Consider the following 17,082-nt stretch of genomic DNA (forward strand, 5'->3'; position numbering starts at 1 on the left):
GCTCAGAAATATCCCTCGCGCTTCTTCTTTTCCATCGAGCCGGCTTCATCGCGGTCGATGAGGCGGCCCTGGCGCTCGGAGGTGCGCGCCGTCAGCATCTCGCCGACGATGGCTTCGAGCGTGTCCGCGTCGGATTCGATGGCGCCGGTCAGCGGATAACAGCCGAGCGTGCGGAAACGCACCAGACGGTTCTCCATCGTCTCACCGGGGCGCAATTGCATGCGATCGTCATCCTTCATGATCAGCATGCCGTCGCGTTCGACCACCGGCCGCTCCTTGGCGAAATAGAGCGGCACGATCGGGATGTTTTCCTGCAGAATGTACTGCCAGATATCGAGCTCGGTCCAGTTCGACAGCGGAAACACGCGGATCGATTCGCCCGGCGCGATGCGGGTGTTGAAGATCTTCCACATCTCCGGCCGCTGGTTCTTCGGGTCCCAGACATGCTGGGCGTTGCGGAAGGAAAAGATGCGCTCCTTGGCGCGCGACTTCTCCTCGTCGCGCCGAGCCCCGCCGAAGGCAGCGTCAAAGCCGTATTTGTCGAGCGCCTGGCGCAACGCCACCGTCTTCATGACATGGGTGTGGGTGTTCGAGCCATGGTCAAAGGGGTTGATACCGTCGCGCACGCCGTCTTCATTGACGTGGACCAGCAGGTCGAAGCCGAGCTTCTGCGCCATCTGGTCGCGAAAGGCGATCATCTCGCGGAACTTCCAGGTGGTGTCGACATGCAGGAAGGGGAAAGGCGGCTTGGCCGGATAGAAGGCCTTCATCGCCAGATGCATCAGCACGGAGGAATCCTTGCCGACGGAATAGAGCATCACCGGCTTGGAGAAGGAGGCGGCAACCTCACGGAAGATGTGGATGGACTCGGCCTCGAGCCGCTGCAGGTGCGTAAGCGCGATGTTCATGGACTGTGAGCGTTCTCTCGTGCAATCCAGACCTTGCATCAGATGGATCGGGCGTCCTTTTCAGCCGCCCGGTTCAAGCTTCACTGCTGGACACTATCGGTTCGTGCCGGCGTTCTAGCAGATCGCCACCTGATATAACAACGCTGGAAAGGCCGGCGGCCACACCGATCGGCAACGAATTTTCCATGAAAAGCCTAGAATCCGGAAATTCCTGCCCGACGGAGCGATAGCATTCAAAGGCCGGGAAAAATCTTGCCTGGACCGAAAGAAACGCCGGCCGGACCTCGTCGCACTTTCGAAAACCGCACCCAGCCGCTATACCGGCTCCTGAACCTGCGCCGGGCGGCATGCCGCAAATGCCGCCGCCAAACATTGTCCGTCGCCACGCGACCCAGCGCATTGTGAACCAGAGCATTGACCCCGATCTCCGCCATCAAGCAGCACGTTTCGCCGTCACGGATCAACGTCACCTTCTCCATTTTGTGCTTCTTTTTCCCGCCGGTACTGGGATCGGCGGTCAGCTTTTTGTTCAATGGCGGCGGCCTGTGGTCGGTGCTTCTGCTTGCGCTGAAAAGACGGCGTTTCAACATCGACCGGCCGATGACCGCGATGACGGTGGCCATCTATGCCTATTGCGCAGCCAGCGTGCTCGCCTCCATCGTCAACAATTCGATCGCCAGGGATGCGCCGCATCTGGCAGGGCTGATCACCTTCCTGTTTTTCCCTGTCTCATACGCGACCTGGAGCATTACCGAGAAAACCACGCTGACGCGCATCGTCGTGCTGGCGAGCGCCGCCGCCTGTTTTGGCGCCCTGCTGCTGGCGGTCGTGCAATATCACGGGCTGGGCATACGGGCCGAAGGCGGCGCCGGCAATCCGATCGTGTTCGCGACCGTCGCCTGCCTCAGCATGATGATGTGCCTGGCAGGCGCCTTATCGGGTGTCGAAAAGAACAGGGCGTTGCTGGCCTGCGCGACATTGGCCGGCGCGGTCGACATTGTCTATTCGGGGTCGCGGATCATCTGGCTGGCGATGCTGGTGGCCGGCATCGCGGTCCTGCTGATCAACCGTCGCAAGCTCAACAACAGAAACGCCATTCGGCTTTTGCTGATTGCGGGCGCGATCGGCATCGTCATCGCGGTCATTGGTCTCCCCATCATTTCCGAGCGCGCGGCCTTCCTGTTCAGCGACTGGGATGCGCTCGCCACGAAGGGCGACCACACGACCGCGCTCGGCTTGCGCGCAGCACTTTGGCAGATTGGGCTGAGCGCCTTCCACGACATGCCGATTTTCGGTCACGGCATTGCTGCAAGCCGTGAGCTGATAAAGGATGGATTCCACAATCAGTTCCACATGCCGTCCACGGGCTTCAGCCATTTTCACAATGGCTTCCTGACTGCATTGGTGGAGGCCGGGCTGCTTGGAGCCGTAACGCTCGCGGCTGTGTTCTTCGTTGCCGCGAGAAACGCGGCCATCGTGCTGCGCACCAGCACGGACGCGATCGAGCGGTTCGGCGCCACGATGATTGTCGTCACTGCGATCACCTACCTCATCGGCGGCCTGACCGGCATTCTGGTCGGCCACGACATCCTCGATGCCACACTGATGGTGTTCCTGGTGTCCGGGACATATCTTGCATCGGGCCGGCAACAAATGCTGCCGGAACAACAGGCACCGGCCCCGGCGCCCCAGGCAAGCCGGCCGTGAAAGTGCTGGTCACAGGCGCGACGGGTTTCATCGGCAGGCAGGTCGTCAACCAGCTGCGCGAAGCCGGGTTCGGGGTGCGCATGGCATCGCGCCACCCGGAACGGCTCGATCCCGTGAGCGATGCGGTTTTGTTGCCGGACTTCGACGCACCGGCTCAGGCATACCAGGCGCTGATGCGAGATATCACCCATGTCGTCCACTGTGCGGCGCTCAACAATGACCGCAAGGCGAGCGAAGCCGACTTCATGGCAGCCAACGCGACACTGACCGCGCAGCTGGCGCGCGCGGCCGCCTCGCGGACAAGCGGGCGCTTCATCTATCTGTCGTCGATCCGGGCAGTAGCCGGTCCCGGTTTCAGCGGAACGATCAGCGAGGCGACGCTCCCTGCCCCGCAATGCGCCTACGGGCGCTCGAAACGCGAAGGCGAGATCAAGACACTGGAAGCCTATGCGTCCAGGCCCTCCGATGCCACGGCGCTGCGCCTGCCGCCGGTCTATGGCGAAGGCATGAAGGGAAACCTGCGTGGAATGATGCGGGCTGCCGCCATTGCCTTACCATTGCCCTTAGGCGCTTTCACCGCAGTTCGTTCGCTGATATCGCGCGACGCGGTGGCTGGCGCCGTGGCGCATCTTTTGACTCGTCCCACGCCACCGCGCCCGACCTATGTCCTGGGCGATGCTTCCCCCGTTGCGATGTTCGAAATCTTGACTGCATTCAGGCACGGATACGACGTTCCGACCCGGCTCGTTCCTGTGCCGGCCTGGCCATTCAGGCTGTTCGCCACACTGCTTGGCAGAAAAGCAGCGTACGACGCTTCCATGGCGACACAGATTTGCGACCCGTCACTGCTGATCTCGGAAGGCTGGATGCCGGAAACCGACACGCTCGGCCGGATTGAGGAACTTGCACGACAGGCCCGTCAGGTCCGGTAGATTGTGCCAAGCAGGATTTTGACGTCGAGTCCGATCGAGGCTCCCCTGAGATATTCGGCATCGGTTTCGGCGCAGAGTTTCGGATCCGACATGTCGATGCCTCTCATCTGCGCAAGCCCGGTAATGCCTGGAAGTGCGGCAAGCACACCCAATTGCCTGCGGCGGTCGACCAACTCGGTTTGCGTGGGCAGGCATGGACGCGGCCCGACCAGGCTCATCTCGCCCTTCAGCACGTTCCAGAGCTGCGGCAGCTCGTCGATCTTGAATTTTCGCAGCACCTTACCGGCGGCGGTGACGGAGTTTGCCGGCGCCTGATGCGAGGGCAGAGATGGCGTTCCCACAACCATCGTGCGCAGCTTGTGGCAGCGAAACAGCACCCCGTGCTGGCCGACGCGAGTTTGGGAGAGGAGTGCCGGTCCGGGCGACGACAGCCTGATTGCCAGTATGGCAAGCAGGGTGACGGGCGAGGTCAGCGGCAACAGAACCGCCGCCGCGACGAGATCGAAAGCTCGCTTGGGTCCCCTCATGGCCATCTCAGCATGCTCTAGATCCGCCGCCAGATGAAGGCCAGATAGAGCCCAAGCGTCCCAGCCAGCGTCTGCCGGTAGACGCCGCTTTTCCTGAGAAGGCGCAGGCGTCGCAGGATACCGCCCTTTCGTGCCCTGATGAACAGGCCGAGACAGGCGGCGGCATCCCTCGAGAGGATGTCGCGATTGACCGCCAGGCCGCTCAGATTGTGATCGGTCCAGACGGCGAACTCGCCCCTGAACAGGCGCCCCAGCCGCGACAGCCTCGCCTTCCACGACACGTTGGCGCCGACCAAGTTTGCCTCATGCTGGCGGTAGCGCACCAGCGGTCGCGGGTCATAGCGGACAATGCCGCCGGCAGCCGTGACGATCAGATAGGTCCACCAGTCATGGCTGACGAACTCGGTCCTTGCCGATGCCTTTGCCAGCAACTTTCGCGCGGCGCGGTTGATCATCATCGTGTTGCCGCCGGCAATGCTTTGCACAAGCGCATTGCGAAATGCGGGTGGATGCTGGAACAGCGGCGAATACCCTTGCGCTGCTCCGGTTTCGGACATGGTCGCGGTTCTGGAGCAAAACAGCAGCGGCGTTCCGGCGTCGTGCCCTTGCATCCAGGCAATGGCGCTCTCCAGCCTGTCCGGCTCCCAGATGTCGTCCTGGTCGCAGAAGGCGTAGTAGTCGGCCTCGATGCGCGGATCGATGATCATCGCGCGGAAATTGGCGGCAAAGCCTTGGCGAGGACCATTCGACAGGGTCAACCGGCCCTTGGACCAGCGGCTCTGCCAGGCGCCGATAATGGCCGAAGTGCCGTCTGTCGAACCGTCGTCGGAAACCCAGAGGTCGACAACAGGATGCGATTGCGCAGCCAGCGACGCGAGCTGCTCGTCAAGGAAAGCCGCGCCATCTTTCGTGCCCAGCAGCACGGCCACGCGCTGATCTTGTCTGCTCACTGGTTCAAAATCATCTGCAAACGCCTGGGAACGGCCATCGGATCGGTTTCAATAGCCAATCCCGGTCGATCAGGACAGGCTCTTTGTTTTGACGCAATCCCGGACGGAAAACCGCTCCACACTTTTCCTGGAATTGCTCTAACCAGCTTGCCCGACTGTTTTCGCAACGGTTTCCCGGCGTGCGTCACTTGGAGGCTCTTCCGCCTGATAGAGGCCGGCCATGACGGCGAGCGCCGAGGCCTTGTCCTGATCGCGCATGGCCGCCTGCAGCAATGTCAGCGCCGCCTGGACCTTGGGCCATCCCACGACATCGGTCCTGAGGCCGAAGATCTTGGGGATATCCAGCGCGACGATCTCCTCATTGCCGCCATGCAGCACCTCGTGAAGCTTCTCGCCCGGCCTGATCCCGGTGAAACGGATCGGAATGTCGGTGTAGGGGCTTTTGCCGGCCATGCGGATCATGGTTTCAGCGACTTCGAGGATCGGCACCGGCTTGCCCATGTCGAGCATGTAGATGGCGTAGTCGTCCTTGCCCTGGCGCCGCTCGGCGTCGGCCGCCGACATGATGACGAGGTCGACGGCTTCGGCCACCGTCATGAAGTAGCGGGTCATGCGGCGATCGGTGATGGTGACCGGACCGCCGGCCTCGATCTGCGCCTGGAAGATGGTGGCGACCGAGCCATTGGAGCCGAAGACATTGCCGAACCGCACGGCGATGAACTTGGTGCCGGAGCGACGGCCGCTGGGCCCGGTGGCGTGCGTTTCGTGCAGCGAAGAGACGATCTGCTCGGCGGCGCGTTTCGTCATACCGAGCACCGAGGTCGGATCGACCGCCTTATCGCTGGAAATCAGCAGGAACTGCGGCACCCCGCATTTAGCGGCAACCTCGGCGCAGACGAGGGTGCCCAAAATGTTGGTCTGGATCGCCGATTCCCAATTTTCTTCGAGCAGCGGCACATGTTTGAGCGCGGCGGCATGGAAGATGATGTCGGGCTTGAAATCGCTGACGACGCGGGTGATCTGGCGCCGGTCTGTGACATCGACGATGCGGCTCTTGAGCCGGACATGGTCCTTTTCGTCAACCTGCTGGTCGAGCTGGAAAATACCGAACTCCGAGATATCGGCGACCAGAACCGCCTGCGCGCCAAGTTCCAGCGACCGCTTGACCAGGATGCGACCGATTGAGCCGGCGCCGCCGGTGACCAGGACGCGCTTGCCACCGATAAAGCCGCCGATCCGCTCCATATCGGAAGCAACTGTGGAGCGGCGCAGGATGGTTTCCATCTCGACAGCGTCGAGTACCAGCTTTCCGCCTTGGCCGAGCTCCGAAACGCCGGAGAATTGGACGACGGCGATACCGCTGTGACGGGCGACACGGACCAGTTCCGAATATTCCTCGATCTCGCGTTCGGTGCCATTGCCGAAAATCAGCATGTCGAGGCTTTTGGTGCCTCTTGCATATTCTTCGAGGACCTCGACCAGGCGGGGCCGCACGGCCACCACCGGAACGCCCTGTATCTGCGTGCCCAACGGCGCGCCGTTCTCGATGGCCATGATGCCGGCGATGGAATATTCGGCCGGCTCGGCCGTGCGTGTGAAGCGGATGATGACGTCTGCTTCGCCAAGCCTGCCGACGAACAGCGCTTGTTTGATCGCCGCATTGTTTGCGTTGCGGCTCAGGATTCGCCAGCTCGCCCCGTCGCGCAGGAACCGGTAATAGAGCCGAGGCGCCGATATGATGGTGAAGGAGACGAGGAAAAAGACGATGAACTGGCGCTCGTTGAGGCCGGTCACCGGCTGAAACGATCGAACCGCCAGCGAGACGACATAGAGCGTGACGGTCAGGATGGCGCAGCTCTTCAGGATGTTGAAGAAGTCCGGCGTGGAGGCGAAACGCCACACGGTGTTGTAGAGGCCGCAATAGCGAAACAGCATATGGCTGAGAAAAACAATACTTGCCCAGCACGCCAGGCCGGCCGTGGAGAGCGCGTCGAATGAAAGTCTCGACTGAGAAAGCCCCAGACTCAGCGCCACCGCGACCAGGACCATGACCAGATCCTGGATCATTATAATGGCGCGCCGCATCTTCGGCCGAAGTCCGGACACGACCTCTACATAGGATGTCATTGGGTAGTACTGAACTCCAGGCGCAAGGACTTGGACACTAACGTAGTGCGAGAGCGACGGAAACCCGTCACCGATCACCTGTTTAGAGTGCCAATCCCCAGCCCCGCCGCTTTGTATCGCATAGCGTGGAGTTGTAGTCATCGCCAGATATTTTTTTGGAAATTCCCTTGGCTGACCTTCAATCCAGACGATCGGGCGGGAGGCGCGCACCGAGATCCATGCGCATTTGCTCAAAGCGGGCGCCGCCGGCCAGATTGTTCCACCTCATAGGGGTCGGCGCTCAAATCATAGAGTTCTTCCGACAAGTCGGAGTAGCGCGTGTAGCGCCAGCGGCTTGACCGCACAGAATGATTGCCGCGCAACCATGTCATGATCGCACAATGGTCTTCCATTTTGCCACCCCGCGCCAAAGGCATGAGTGAACGGACGTCTATGTCCGCCGGTGGCTCGAACCCGCAAAGATCAAGAAGCGTAGGAAACAAGTTGACCAGACTGACTGGCTGGTCGACGCGAGCCGATGTCGCCATACCTCGTGGCGGCACCAGAATGAAGGGCAATCGCGTTGCTTCCTCCCACAGCACGAATTTCCGCCAGTGCAGCTTGTCGCCCAGGTGGAACCCGTTGTGCGTCAAGCACACGTCCAATCTGAGTGTCGCAGTAGGAGATGGCCCCGAGATAGGCCTTGGACGGCGTTGCGCCATTGCCCGTGGTTCAGGACGGTCTCGTGGTCAGGCGGCGACAGAGCCCAAGCCTTTGCGATGGCGGGAACGTCGTCAAGGTCGTCATTCTTGACAAAGGGCAGGCTGACCTTGTCGAGAGGATAAAGATCAAGGAATGGTTGCGGTACGTACCAGGGCAAATGCGGCTTGTAGAAACCCGTCGCGCAAAGGAATGGCTGCTCGTGCGGTTTTTGCAGGAAGGCGCAAACCGCGTCCGCAGTCTTGAAATCGGGCATCTCCGGCTCGCGAGCGGATTCGATGGCGCCCCAATCGAAGTGATGATTTATCGACGCTACGTTCGGGAAATCATCAAAATCAAACATGCGGTTGAGCGGCCGATGCAACGGCATCGGCTCGGCGGCGGTCGTATGGAATTCGTCCCACAAGGCTGGGCGGTTCTCGATGTCGCTCCATCTTGCCGACGGCGTCCTGTTGCGCCCTGCATCGGCGTAGTCGAAACTGCCATGGAACACTTTCCCCGCACCCATGCAGAAATACCCGGCCTCGCGCAGGCGCTCGAGCAGTGTGACCCTGCGCAGCGGCGCCTCCCAGAATGGCTCGTTCTGATAGACACCCGTTGTCGTCGGCAGGCATCCGGTAAACACGGACATCCGGCTGGCATTGCAATAGGGCGCCGTGCAGTAGGCGCGCAGAAACGTCGTTCCACGCGACGCGTGTCAGGCGTCTTGACGTCCGGATGGCGGCCCAACGGCGCAATCCAGGAATTGAGGTCGTCAGCCACGATGAAGAGGATGTTGGGTCGCTCCATCAGCCTTCTACCGCCAAGCCCGAATCAATAGTCGGCCAGTCGGAAACCGACAGCCCCGAAAGTCGGGAGAATTCGACGATGTCATCGTAAAAAATCTCGCGCAAATAGGTTACGCCTCCGGTCGAAGCTCGTTCTCACATCGTCTCCCAAGATGATCTGTTCGCGGAGCAAGGGGGAGAAACGGTTGGATGGAAAGGAACCCAGCAACGGCATCCAGCGTAGGTTGGTGATCCCTCAACAAATCCAGTGAACGCAGGAGCAGAACGTTCTCCCTCGGGAACAAGGCAAATAGCCGGCGTAGTTGGCGTGCGTAAAAGCCCCGTTCGACACAGCTATACACACGCCATGCCGGATCGGTCTGATCCAACCCCTTTAGTCGCCAGCGGCCTTGCCGGATCGCCAGGTGAAAAGGCAGATGCTCCGACCGGTTACCGGTCTCCATACGCCATTGCGACCACGCTCGCTCGATCGGATCGCGAAAAATGAAGACAAGCTTCATTGCGGGATTGTATCGCTTTATCCGTTCCAGCGATGGCGGCCAGAAGAGATAGATCGGGGTCACGTCAAATCCGATGCCTCTCCCAGCATCGTCGGAAAAAAAGCTTCCCAATTTGCGATAGTCCGGCTCCGTCCAGTTCTGCGTCTCGTCGTCAAAGAAATGCATCTCCTTAACGGACGGCGTCGCCAGCTGTGGGTGTTGCCTGAGATAGCCGAACAGGCTGGTCGTGCCGGACTTCTGCACCCCACCAACGATGAAACCCAACACAGGCTGGTCCAATGCATGCGCCCCCATGCCAAGGTTACGTCCTTGTCACCACTGTCTCTCGCCCCCCGACGAAAGTGCCCGGCAAGCCATCAAGGAAGCCTAGACAGCGGCGTTTGCCAAGTCCAGTTGCTGATAATCCCGCCCGGAAGCGAACTGCTTGATGAAATCACGCTGTCTTTCGCTGGGGGGGTCAAGTCCAATAAAATCTGCGATCTCGCACAACAGTAACTCCGGGTTCAACAGCGAACGCTCATAGCTTACAAGGAGCGTCGGCCACTGCAATCGCTGCAGCAATTCCCAATATCTGCTGTACCTGATCAGCGCCAGGTCATAGGCTTGCTCGATCGAGGACTGCATCTGCTTGACTTCGGACTGGGCGACCGCAGCCATGTCGCGGTTGACGAACACGATGAACGGGTTCCTCACGACCTCCGCTATCGCCCCGAGGTAAAGATCGGCAGACGGATCTTTCCAACCCCATAGATCATTGGCATCATTTCTCGCCTCGATGATCTCTTCCAGCTTCTTCAAGCCATTATCTGCCGAACCATCGATCAGGCGGCCATCGATGTCCCGACCCTGGGCCGCATAAACGAGCTCCATATCCTCATGGATGATGGAAGCGGGTGACGATCCCATGGGCACACCCAGGATTATGGCCGCACCGGCGACGAGGCTTGTGCCGCCCCGGCCACATCCGACCACTATCAGGGTTCGTGGCCCCCGCGGCAACGCGAGTCTGACCGCCTTGTGTGATGTAGCCATCGCCACCGTCTTACGCTCCTAGTGTCCCAATGTTCGCAGTCGCCCCGATCGCGGCGCCGGCAATCGAAAAAATTCATGACGGTTATTGTTTGCCGGTTGCTGCTTTTTCCGCGCGAACCTGCAGGCGACGCTTGAAGAAATTCAGATGTTTGGCAGTGAGCGACTGGTCCCAATCCCGCGGATACTTCATTGCCTTGGCAAATCTGTACCTCTGCTCCAGGTCGCCGCTCCTCGACTTTGCCAGCTCCAAAGCTGAAACGATTTCATTCAATTCCGAAGCAGCCGGGATGATATTTCCGCTGAGGCCCTTCAAATAATCATCAGTTTTTGTCTTGAAGGTATTTGTCACAACGACACAGCCGGATCCGGCCAGATCCATCGGGATCATGCTCGGATGCGGAGAAGCCATCAGCGTGAGACAGATATCAAAACCCGAGACCTCCTCGATGTATTTGCTGAGGTCCATCCTTGGCAACGAAACCGATCGAACCCCGGGCTGCAACTCGACAACACCTTCTCCCAAGCCCATGCCCACGCAATCCCATTCCTCGGGGTCGAAAATGCCCCGCCTGAAGGCCGTCGTAAGAGCTAACGCTGTAAGTTCGAACATATTCCGATCCACCACCGGCCGAGAATAGAAGACGATCGTCCTCTTTTTCTTTGCAAGATTGCGTTGGATGAACATGTCCTTGGGCAGGAGATTGGACGAGCAGGCGTTGTTGAAAAACGTATGCGACATGCCGCGAGACCTTATGCCGCCGACATCATTCGAAATGAAGAACTTCATAAGGCTTTCGCTTGAAAATATCGCGTCGTAGTCCATCGCGTATGTACGATCTGCAACGGCATATAGACTATTTGCTGGATAAAATACAGCCTCATAGTCCTGTATCAGGTATATAAACTTCTTGCTCTCTGTGCGCGCTGTAATCTTCTCTGCAAAATAGGCTGAATACCAAACGGTCGCCACGGCATAGTCGAAGCGCGATATAGCAAGCGGTTTCCGCCTCTCGCCGATATACTCGACTTCGAGTTCGTCGAAGACACCCTCCATACCGGGGTATTTCAAAACCTTTTCTCTGAAGTCGGCGATATTGAAATAGAAATTATCAAATAGGACGAGGCGAACATTGATACCCGTCTTGCGCAAGAACAGCGCCATCTGGAAGACGCCGAAGAACCCGGCCGAGATCGATTTGAAGTCGAAAGCAGGAACCAGGACATTGATCGTCTGCGGCCGGCGCTCATCTATCTCGACGTCCGGCATGTCGTAGATTCGATTCAGCCGCAGGTTCAAGAACTCGTGATCATAGACATGGTTTGGCGGAGCGACCGCCGGGACGAGCGGCAGCTGCGACAGGTAGGACAGTTGCAGGTCGGAGAGGAAGCCAAGGCGGTGCGCCGCCGACATGCACCAATAGGCAAGCCTGCCCCTATAGCTTTGCAGGGGAACGTCGGGGTCGAAGACCTTATGGTAGGATTGTTTCAAATCCTGGTGCCCGAAGATTCGGGCGCCGGCGCCGGCGAGCGTTGCAGTCAGCTGACGACGCATTAGCCAAAGGTCTCCTCTCTCACGACGCGACCTTTCTCGAGAAACACCGCGGAACTGCACATCGACCGGATCAGGGCATCGGAATGCGATGCCAGCACGACGATGGCGGCATTGTTGAGCCAATGCTCCATTCTCTCTCTGGCCTTCTTTTGAAATGACGCGTCGCCCGTGCCCAGCCCTTCGTCAAGAAGCACGATATCGGTCGGATATGCGGTGACAACCGAAAACGACAGCCGTGTCTGCATGCCGGACGAGTAGGTGCGTACCGGCAAATTTATGAAATCGCCCAGTTCCGAGAACTCGATAATCGATTCGGTCTGGCGCTCGATTTCACGGGGGGCGATACCGGTCATGAGGCTCTGAAGCCGGATGAACTCTCGGCCCGTGAGTTCGGGAGATAAACCCATGGAGGGCGTTATCAGAACGGCCGAGTCCCCGTTGATGACAGCTGTCCCGCTGGTGGGTTTGAGAATGCCTGCCAAGACGCGCAACAGTGTCGTCTTGCCAGCACCGTTGTGCCCGCTCAGCCCCAGCCGGGTGCCGGGTTTAAGATCGAGCGACACGCCATCGAGAGCCGCGACTTCGAAACGGCCGGAGTCACCGGCCAGCAAACGCCCGCCCGTGGTGAAACGGAGCGCGGCTTGCTTGAGAGAACGATTTGCCGGAGCGGACCAGACCGGAATTCGGACGGTGACGTCGCTCAGATGAATGGATGGCGGTGACATGGGGCTTCCAATACAATTGTGTGACGGCGTCAGAATTCAAAGCCAGTACGGAATTCGGTGCTCCGTCCTTCGATAGAGAAGATAGGCGGCGATGCTCCCCACGCCGGCAATAATGGCGGACACGAGCACGCTCATGTAGTCGGTGCCGTCGCTCATCAGTGGAGTTCGCGCTGCATCGATGATGTAGGCGACAGGATTGTAGACCAGGAACGGAGAGCTGGTAGGGAGAACCTTTGCCGTCCAGATAATCGGCGAAAGCATGAACAGAAGCTGCATAACGGCAGCGGTGATCAGCGGAACGTCTCTGTATCGCACAGAAACAATCGCTACGATGGTCGATATCCAGGCGGCATGGGCAGCCAACAGCGCGGTTCCGACGATGAACATTGGTATGTTCAAGCCGGAGTTCGGATAGGCAATAATTAGAGTTATGAGTATAATTAGCACATTGTGCATCAATATTATTATGTTCTTAGAGACACAACGAAATATGCATGAGGCCGGCGAGATCTTCGTATTTAGAAGAAGATCGTGAGATCCAATTAAAGTTTCCGAACCTTCAATTATTGCTCCAGATAGGAATTGCCACAAGACTACACTCGTAGCCAAGTGATGTATGAACTCCCTGATAGGCTGCTTAAACAAGACAGCATATAGAAGCCCAACTGAAAGGGCAAATATTGCCGTGTTCAGCGTAATCCAGAAAGGCCCGAAAGTCGAATTTCGGTAACGAAGCCGTATGTCAAACTGCGCGAGCCGAAGCCAAACCATTGATACACCCGACATTATGATACTTCCTTCAGTGTAACTTGCTCAGGCTTGGTAATTTCCGCGACAGGCATGAAGGCGCCGCGATATGGCGACTCGGCCGACATAAAGATAGCGACAAGCTGTTTCATCGCTTAACAGACACAATCGCTACGTCTTTCCATGCTGCCGGCTGGGCTTGCAAGATGCGGCGCACCACAAGCCCCGTCGATTGCTGCCACCCCTGTGCCTCCGATCCGAATGCGGCTGTGAATTTTTGCGTCGAAAGACGCGAATTAGCCGGGCGACGCGCTTTGGTCGGGTAGTCGCGCGCCGTAATATCCCGTACCGCAGCATACGGCCCGCCATGTGACAGGCTTGCCTCCAGAATGTGGCGTGCAAAGCCGCTCCAGTTGACGTCTCCGGCTCCGGCGAGATGGTAGATCCCATAGCCGTCGAAGCTGTCGTCGCCGCGCAACACCGCCGCCGCATGCAGGATCGCGTCGGCAATATCAAGTGCGGATGTCGGATTTCCCCATTGGTCGGCGACCACGGCGATCTCGCCGCGGTCGCCGGCCAGCCGCAGCATGGTTTTCACGAAATTCTTGCCGAACGGGCTGTAGACCCAGGCGGTGCGCAGGATCAGATGGCGCGGATTGACGGCGGCCACGGCCAGCTCGCCGGCAAGCTTGGAGGCGCCGTAGACGCCGAGCGGTGCGGTGGCGTCGGTCTCGACATAGGCGCCGTCCTTGGTGCCATCGAAGACGTAGTCGGTCGACAGATGGATTACGGGCACGCCGAGCTTCGCGGCCGCCTCGGCGACCTTGCCGGCGCCGACGGCGTTCACAGCGAAGGCAAGATCGGGCTCGTCCTCGGCCTGGTCGACGGCGGTGTAGGCGGCAGCCGACACCACGATATCCGGCCGCGCTGCCGCGAGTGCGTCGAAGACCGTATCGGGCCGCGCCAGATCGAGCACTGGGCGGCCGAGGGTGACGACCTCGATGCCATCGCGCCTCTGCCCGGCCTCCAGCAGGCTGCTGGCGACCTGACCGTCGCGTCCGGTGACAACTAGTCTCACGCCGCGCCCTTCCTGCCTTCGACATGGCCCCGGGGCTGGACTTGCCCCAGCCGTTCGCCGGCATAGCGCTGCTCGCGGATCGGCCCCCACCACCATTTGTTGTCGAGGAACCAGTCGACGGTTCTTGCAAGGCCGCTGTCGAAACTCTCCGCCGGCGCCCAGCCGAGATCCCGGCTGATCTTGGAGGCGTCGATGGCATAGCGGCGGTCATGGCCGGGCCGATCGGTGACGAAGCTGATAAGATCGCGGTAGCTCCGGCCCCCGCTGCGCGGACGCCTGATATCGAGCAGGCCGCAGATCGTCTCGACGACGCCAAGGTTGGTACGCTCGGAATTGCCGCCGACATTGTAACTTTCGCCGGGCTGGCCCTTTGTGGCGACCAGTTCCAGAGCGCGCGCATGATCCTCGACGAACAGCCAGTCGCGCACGTTGGCGCCGACGCCGTAGACCGGCAGCGACTTTTCATCGAGCGCGTTGAGGATCACCAGAGGGATCAGCTTTTCGGGAAAGTGATACGGGCCGTAATTGTTCGAGCAGTTGGAGAGCACCACCGGCAGGCCGTACGTCTCGTGCCAGGCCCGCACCAGATGGTCCGACGCCGCCTTGGTGGCAGAATAGGGCGAGGACGGCGCGTAAGGCGTTTCCTCGACGAACATGCCGCCATCGAAAGGCAGATCGCCGAACACCTCATCGGTCGACACATGGTGGAAGCGGAAGCGGGCTTTCCTGTCGTCGCCAAGGCCACGCCAATATTCGAGCGCCGAATTCAGCACCCGGTAGGTGCCGACGATGTTGGTCTCGATGAAGGCGCCCGGTCCGTCGATCGAGCGGTCGACATGGCTTTCGGCGGCGAGGTTCATGACGACGTCGATCTCGTCGCGGTGGAGGATGTCGAGAACCGCCCGCTCGTCACAGATGTCGGCCTGCGCAAATTTGTAGTTGTGCGCATTCTCGATGGTGCGCAGCGAGGCGAGATTGCCGGCATAGGTAAGCTTGTCGAGATTGGTCACATGGTAGGCCGGATTGGCGCACAAATGCCGGCACACCGCCGAGCCGATGAAGCCGGCACCGCCTGTCACCAGAAAATTCATGGCGCTCTCCTCACATCGTCGCGCGTCATGCGAACACCTCGGCCTCAGCAAGCGCCGACGCCTTGAGGTCCTTGGCCGAGAGCTCGAAGGCGCCGGCCGGCGACGGCCAATCGATGCCGATATCAGGATCGTCGAAACGGATCGATCGATCATGCGCCGGCGAATAGGTGTCGGTGACCTTATACAGAACCTCGGTGTCCGGCACGAGCGTGACGAAACCGTGCGCGAAACCCTTCGGCACCAGGATCTGGTTGCCTCTCTCGGCCGATATTTCGAGCGCGACCCATTTGCCGAAGGTTTTCGAGCTGCGGCGGATGTCGACCGCCACGTCGAGAATCTTGCCTCGGATCACACGCAGCAACTTGTCCTGCGCGCGTGGAGGCAATTGATAGTGAAGCCCCCGCACGACACCTGCGGCAGCCGAATAGGAATGATTGTCCTGGACGAAACGCAGATCGATGCCGGCCTCGGCAAAGGCCTCGGCATTCCAGGTTTCGATGAAATAACCGCGCGCATCGCCGTGCCGCTTCGGCACGATTTCCAGCACGCCGTCCAAACCGAGTTGCCTGACTTCCAGCACTCTATGTCTCCGTCAGCCCGGCGACACGCCGGCGCAGATAGGCGGCGTATTCGTTCTTGCCCAGGCGCGTGGCGCGCTCAAGCACCTTGTCGGCGGTCAGCCAGCCCTGCTCGAAGGCGATTTCTTCAGGACAGGCGACCTTGATCCCCTGGCGGTGCTCGATCGTGCGCACGAAGGAAGAGGCTTCATGCAGGCTGTCATGCGTGCCGGTGTCGAGCCAGGCATAGCCGCGGCCGAGCTGATGCACGTGCAATTTCCCGCGCTCGAGATAGACGTTGTTGACCGCCGTGATCTCGAGTTCGCCACGCGCCGAGGGCTTGATCGTCGACGCGATGTCGACGACCTCATTGTCGTAGAAATAGAGGCCGGTGACCGCCCAGTTGGACTTCGGCTCCCGCGGCTTCTCCTCGATCGTCAAAGCCGTGCCGCTGAGCTTGTCGAACGACACCACGCCGTAGCGCTGCGGGTCCTCGACATGGTAGGCGAACACCGACGCGCCGCTTTGGCGCTGCGCAGCAGTGCGGCAGAGCTGCGACAGGCCCTCGCCGAAATAGATGTTGTCGCCGAGAATCATCGACACATTATCCTTGCCGATGAAGTCGCGGCCGATGATGAAGGCCTCGGCAAGCCCGTTGGGCTGCGCCTGCTCGGCATAGGAGAATTCGACCCCGAATTCCGAACCGTCGCCCAGCAACTCCCGAAACACCGGCAAGTCGCGAGGTGTCGAAATGATCAAAATCTGGCGGATACCGGCGAGCATCAAGACGCTCAGCGGATAAAAAATCATCGGCTTGTCGTATATCGGCAGAATCTGCTTAGAGATCGCTAATGTAAGGGGATACAGACGCGTCCCGCTGCCTCCTGCAAGGATTATTCCCTTCAACAAGCTCTCCTTGAATTACCGGCCCCCGCCTCGAAATCAAGTTGCCCGTGCTTAGGTTTCGCGCAATGGCTTGTCAATTCAATCTCGGCCGTGGATCGGCGCCAGAATTGCTCTGCATCTGCCGCCTCGCGGCAATTGACCGACCAGCACAGGCTGACGCTGCAATAGATGCGGCGATTTGGCAAACCGGCGTCCCGCCATCCTTTTGGATGCACAACAATAAAAAAGCCGGCGGGCCTTTGGCCCGCCGGCTCAT

The 17,082-nt window shown here is 59.7% G+C and carries 16 protein-coding genes and 1 pseudogene; 2 read left to right on the top strand and 15 right to left on the bottom strand.

Translation table 11 applies throughout. From position 1 onward, the window contains the following. Positions 1 to 2: 2 nt before the first annotated feature. Positions 3 to 908 (bottom strand): sulfate adenylyltransferase subunit CysD, encoded by a 906-nt coding sequence (gene cysD, locus ACYG9Y_RS18140; RefSeq protein WP_023670717.1) that lies wholly within the window; start codon positions 906 to 908, stop codon positions 3 to 5. A gap of 414 nt (positions 909 to 1,322) precedes the next feature. Between cysD and ACYG9Y_RS18145 the strand changes: the two genes are divergently transcribed. Together ACYG9Y_RS18145 and ACYG9Y_RS18150 are read left to right on the top strand one after the other, a co-directional pair. Then, entirely contained in the window at positions 1,323 to 2,615 is a 1,293-nt protein-coding gene (locus ACYG9Y_RS18145; RefSeq protein ID WP_031198404.1) for an O-antigen ligase family protein, read from the top strand. Beyond that, entirely contained in the window at positions 2,612 to 3,547 is a 936-nt protein-coding gene (locus ACYG9Y_RS18150; protein ID WP_023670715.1) for an NAD-dependent epimerase/dehydratase family protein, read from the top strand. The genes ACYG9Y_RS18145 and ACYG9Y_RS18150 overlap by 4 nt, the downstream gene beginning before the upstream one ends. Here the strand turns inward: ACYG9Y_RS18150 and ACYG9Y_RS18155 are convergent. The 14 genes and pseudogenes from ACYG9Y_RS18155 to rfbA form a co-directional block, all read right to left on the bottom strand. Further along, the gene (locus tag ACYG9Y_RS18155) at positions 3,535 to 4,074 is read right to left on the bottom strand and encodes a sugar transferase (protein ID WP_023684586.1); all 540 of its coding nucleotides are present in this window, start codon (positions 4,072 to 4,074) and stop codon (positions 3,535 to 3,537) included. The genes ACYG9Y_RS18150 and ACYG9Y_RS18155 overlap by 13 nt on opposite strands. A 17-nt stretch (positions 4,075 to 4,091) precedes the next feature. Beyond that, the gene (locus ACYG9Y_RS18160) at positions 4,092 to 5,024 is read right to left on the bottom strand and encodes a glycosyltransferase family 2 protein (RefSeq protein ID WP_023670713.1); all 933 of its coding nucleotides are present in this window, start codon (positions 5,022 to 5,024) and stop codon (positions 4,092 to 4,094) included. 138 nt (positions 5,025 to 5,162) lie between these two features. Further along, positions 5,163 to 7,151: a nucleoside-diphosphate sugar epimerase/dehydratase gene (locus ACYG9Y_RS18165; protein ID WP_031253480.1), complete on the bottom strand. Its 1,989-nt coding sequence runs from the start codon at positions 7,149 to 7,151 to the stop codon at positions 5,163 to 5,165. Between the two features lie 230 nt (positions 7,152 to 7,381). Then, on the bottom strand, positions 7,382 to 7,783 hold the full coding sequence (locus tag ACYG9Y_RS18170; protein ID WP_031253479.1) for a sulfatase/phosphatase domain-containing protein: 402 nt from the start codon (positions 7,781 to 7,783) through the stop codon (positions 7,382 to 7,384). Further along, a pseudogene (locus tag ACYG9Y_RS18175) lies at positions 7,780 to 8,529 on the bottom strand (sulfatase-like hydrolase/transferase); the annotation flags it as partial. The pseudogene ACYG9Y_RS18175 and the gene ACYG9Y_RS18170, both read right to left, overlap by 4 nt. 219 nt (positions 8,530 to 8,748) lie before the next feature. Next, positions 8,749 to 9,417 (bottom strand): sulfotransferase domain-containing protein, encoded by a 669-nt coding sequence (locus tag ACYG9Y_RS18180; RefSeq protein WP_156929809.1) that lies wholly within the window; start codon positions 9,415 to 9,417, stop codon positions 8,749 to 8,751. An 87-nt stretch (positions 9,418 to 9,504) separates the two neighbouring features. Then, positions 9,505 to 10,176, bottom strand: coding sequence for a sulfotransferase family protein (locus ACYG9Y_RS18185; protein ID WP_156929808.1), 672 nt, complete (start codon positions 10,174 to 10,176; stop codon positions 9,505 to 9,507). Positions 10,177 to 10,252: 76 nt separating this feature from the next. After that, complete coding sequence (locus ACYG9Y_RS18190; protein ID WP_023738510.1) at positions 10,253 to 11,722, bottom strand: rhamnosyltransferase WsaF family glycosyltransferase; 1,470 nt, start codon at positions 11,720 to 11,722, stop codon at positions 10,253 to 10,255. Beyond that, positions 11,722 to 12,447 carry an ABC transporter ATP-binding protein gene (locus ACYG9Y_RS18195; protein ID WP_023687183.1) on the bottom strand — a complete coding sequence of 242 codons (726 nt, stop codon included), beginning with the start codon at positions 12,445 to 12,447 and terminating at the stop codon, positions 11,722 to 11,724. The genes ACYG9Y_RS18190 and ACYG9Y_RS18195 overlap by 1 nt, the downstream gene beginning before the upstream one ends. A 36-nt stretch (positions 12,448 to 12,483) precedes the next feature. Beyond that, a complete protein-coding gene (locus tag ACYG9Y_RS18200; protein ID WP_023749361.1) occupies positions 12,484 to 13,233 on the bottom strand; it encodes an ABC transporter permease in 750 nt (249 codons plus the stop codon). A 109-nt stretch (positions 13,234 to 13,342) separates the two neighbouring features. Continuing rightward, positions 13,343 to 14,272 (bottom strand): dTDP-4-dehydrorhamnose reductase, encoded by a 930-nt coding sequence (rfbD, locus tag ACYG9Y_RS18205; RefSeq protein WP_023738508.1) that lies wholly within the window; start codon positions 14,270 to 14,272, stop codon positions 13,343 to 13,345. Beyond that, the gene (gene rfbB, locus ACYG9Y_RS18210; RefSeq protein WP_023738507.1) at positions 14,269 to 15,363 is read right to left on the bottom strand and encodes a dTDP-glucose 4,6-dehydratase; all 1,095 of its coding nucleotides are present in this window, start codon (positions 15,361 to 15,363) and stop codon (positions 14,269 to 14,271) included. Before rfbB ends, rfbD begins: the two co-directional genes overlap by 4 nt. A gap of 25 nt (positions 15,364 to 15,388) precedes the next feature. Continuing rightward, a complete protein-coding gene (gene rfbC / locus ACYG9Y_RS18215) occupies positions 15,389 to 15,943 on the bottom strand; it encodes a dTDP-4-dehydrorhamnose 3,5-epimerase (protein WP_023687179.1) in 555 nt (184 codons plus the stop codon). A 1-nt stretch (position 15,944) separates the two neighbouring features. Next, the gene (gene rfbA / locus ACYG9Y_RS18220; protein ID WP_023738506.1) at positions 15,945 to 16,826 is read right to left on the bottom strand and encodes a glucose-1-phosphate thymidylyltransferase RfbA; all 882 of its coding nucleotides are present in this window, start codon (positions 16,824 to 16,826) and stop codon (positions 15,945 to 15,947) included. Positions 16,827 to 17,082 lie beyond the last annotated feature (256 nt).

This window comes from Mesorhizobium sp. W050 (assembly GCF_054719535.1).

Excerpts from the sequence above, each read along its gene's own strand:
- cysD (WP_023670717.1), bottom strand. The coding sequence starts at position 908 with ATGAACATCGCGCTTACGCACCTGCAGCGGCTCGAGGCCGAGTCCATC.
- ACYG9Y_RS18200 (WP_023749361.1), bottom strand. The coding sequence starts at position 13,233 with ATGTCGGGTGTATCAATGGTTTGGCTTCGGCTCGCGCAGTTTGACATA.
- ACYG9Y_RS18190 (WP_023738510.1), bottom strand. The coding sequence starts at position 11,722 with ATGCGTCGTCAGCTGACTGCAACGCTCGCCGGCGCCGGCGCCCGAATC.
- ACYG9Y_RS18155 (WP_023684586.1), bottom strand. The coding sequence starts at position 4,074 with ATGAGGGGACCCAAGCGAGCTTTCGATCTCGTCGCGGCGGCGGTTCTG.
- ACYG9Y_RS18165 (WP_031253480.1), bottom strand. The coding sequence starts at position 7,151 with ATGACATCCTATGTAGAGGTCGTGTCCGGACTTCGGCCGAAGATGCGG.
- rfbB (WP_023738507.1), bottom strand. The coding sequence starts at position 15,363 with ATGAATTTTCTGGTGACAGGCGGTGCCGGCTTCATCGGCTCGGCGGTG.
- ACYG9Y_RS18195 (WP_023687183.1), bottom strand. The coding sequence starts at position 12,447 with ATGTCACCGCCATCCATTCATCTGAGCGACGTCACCGTCCGAATTCCG.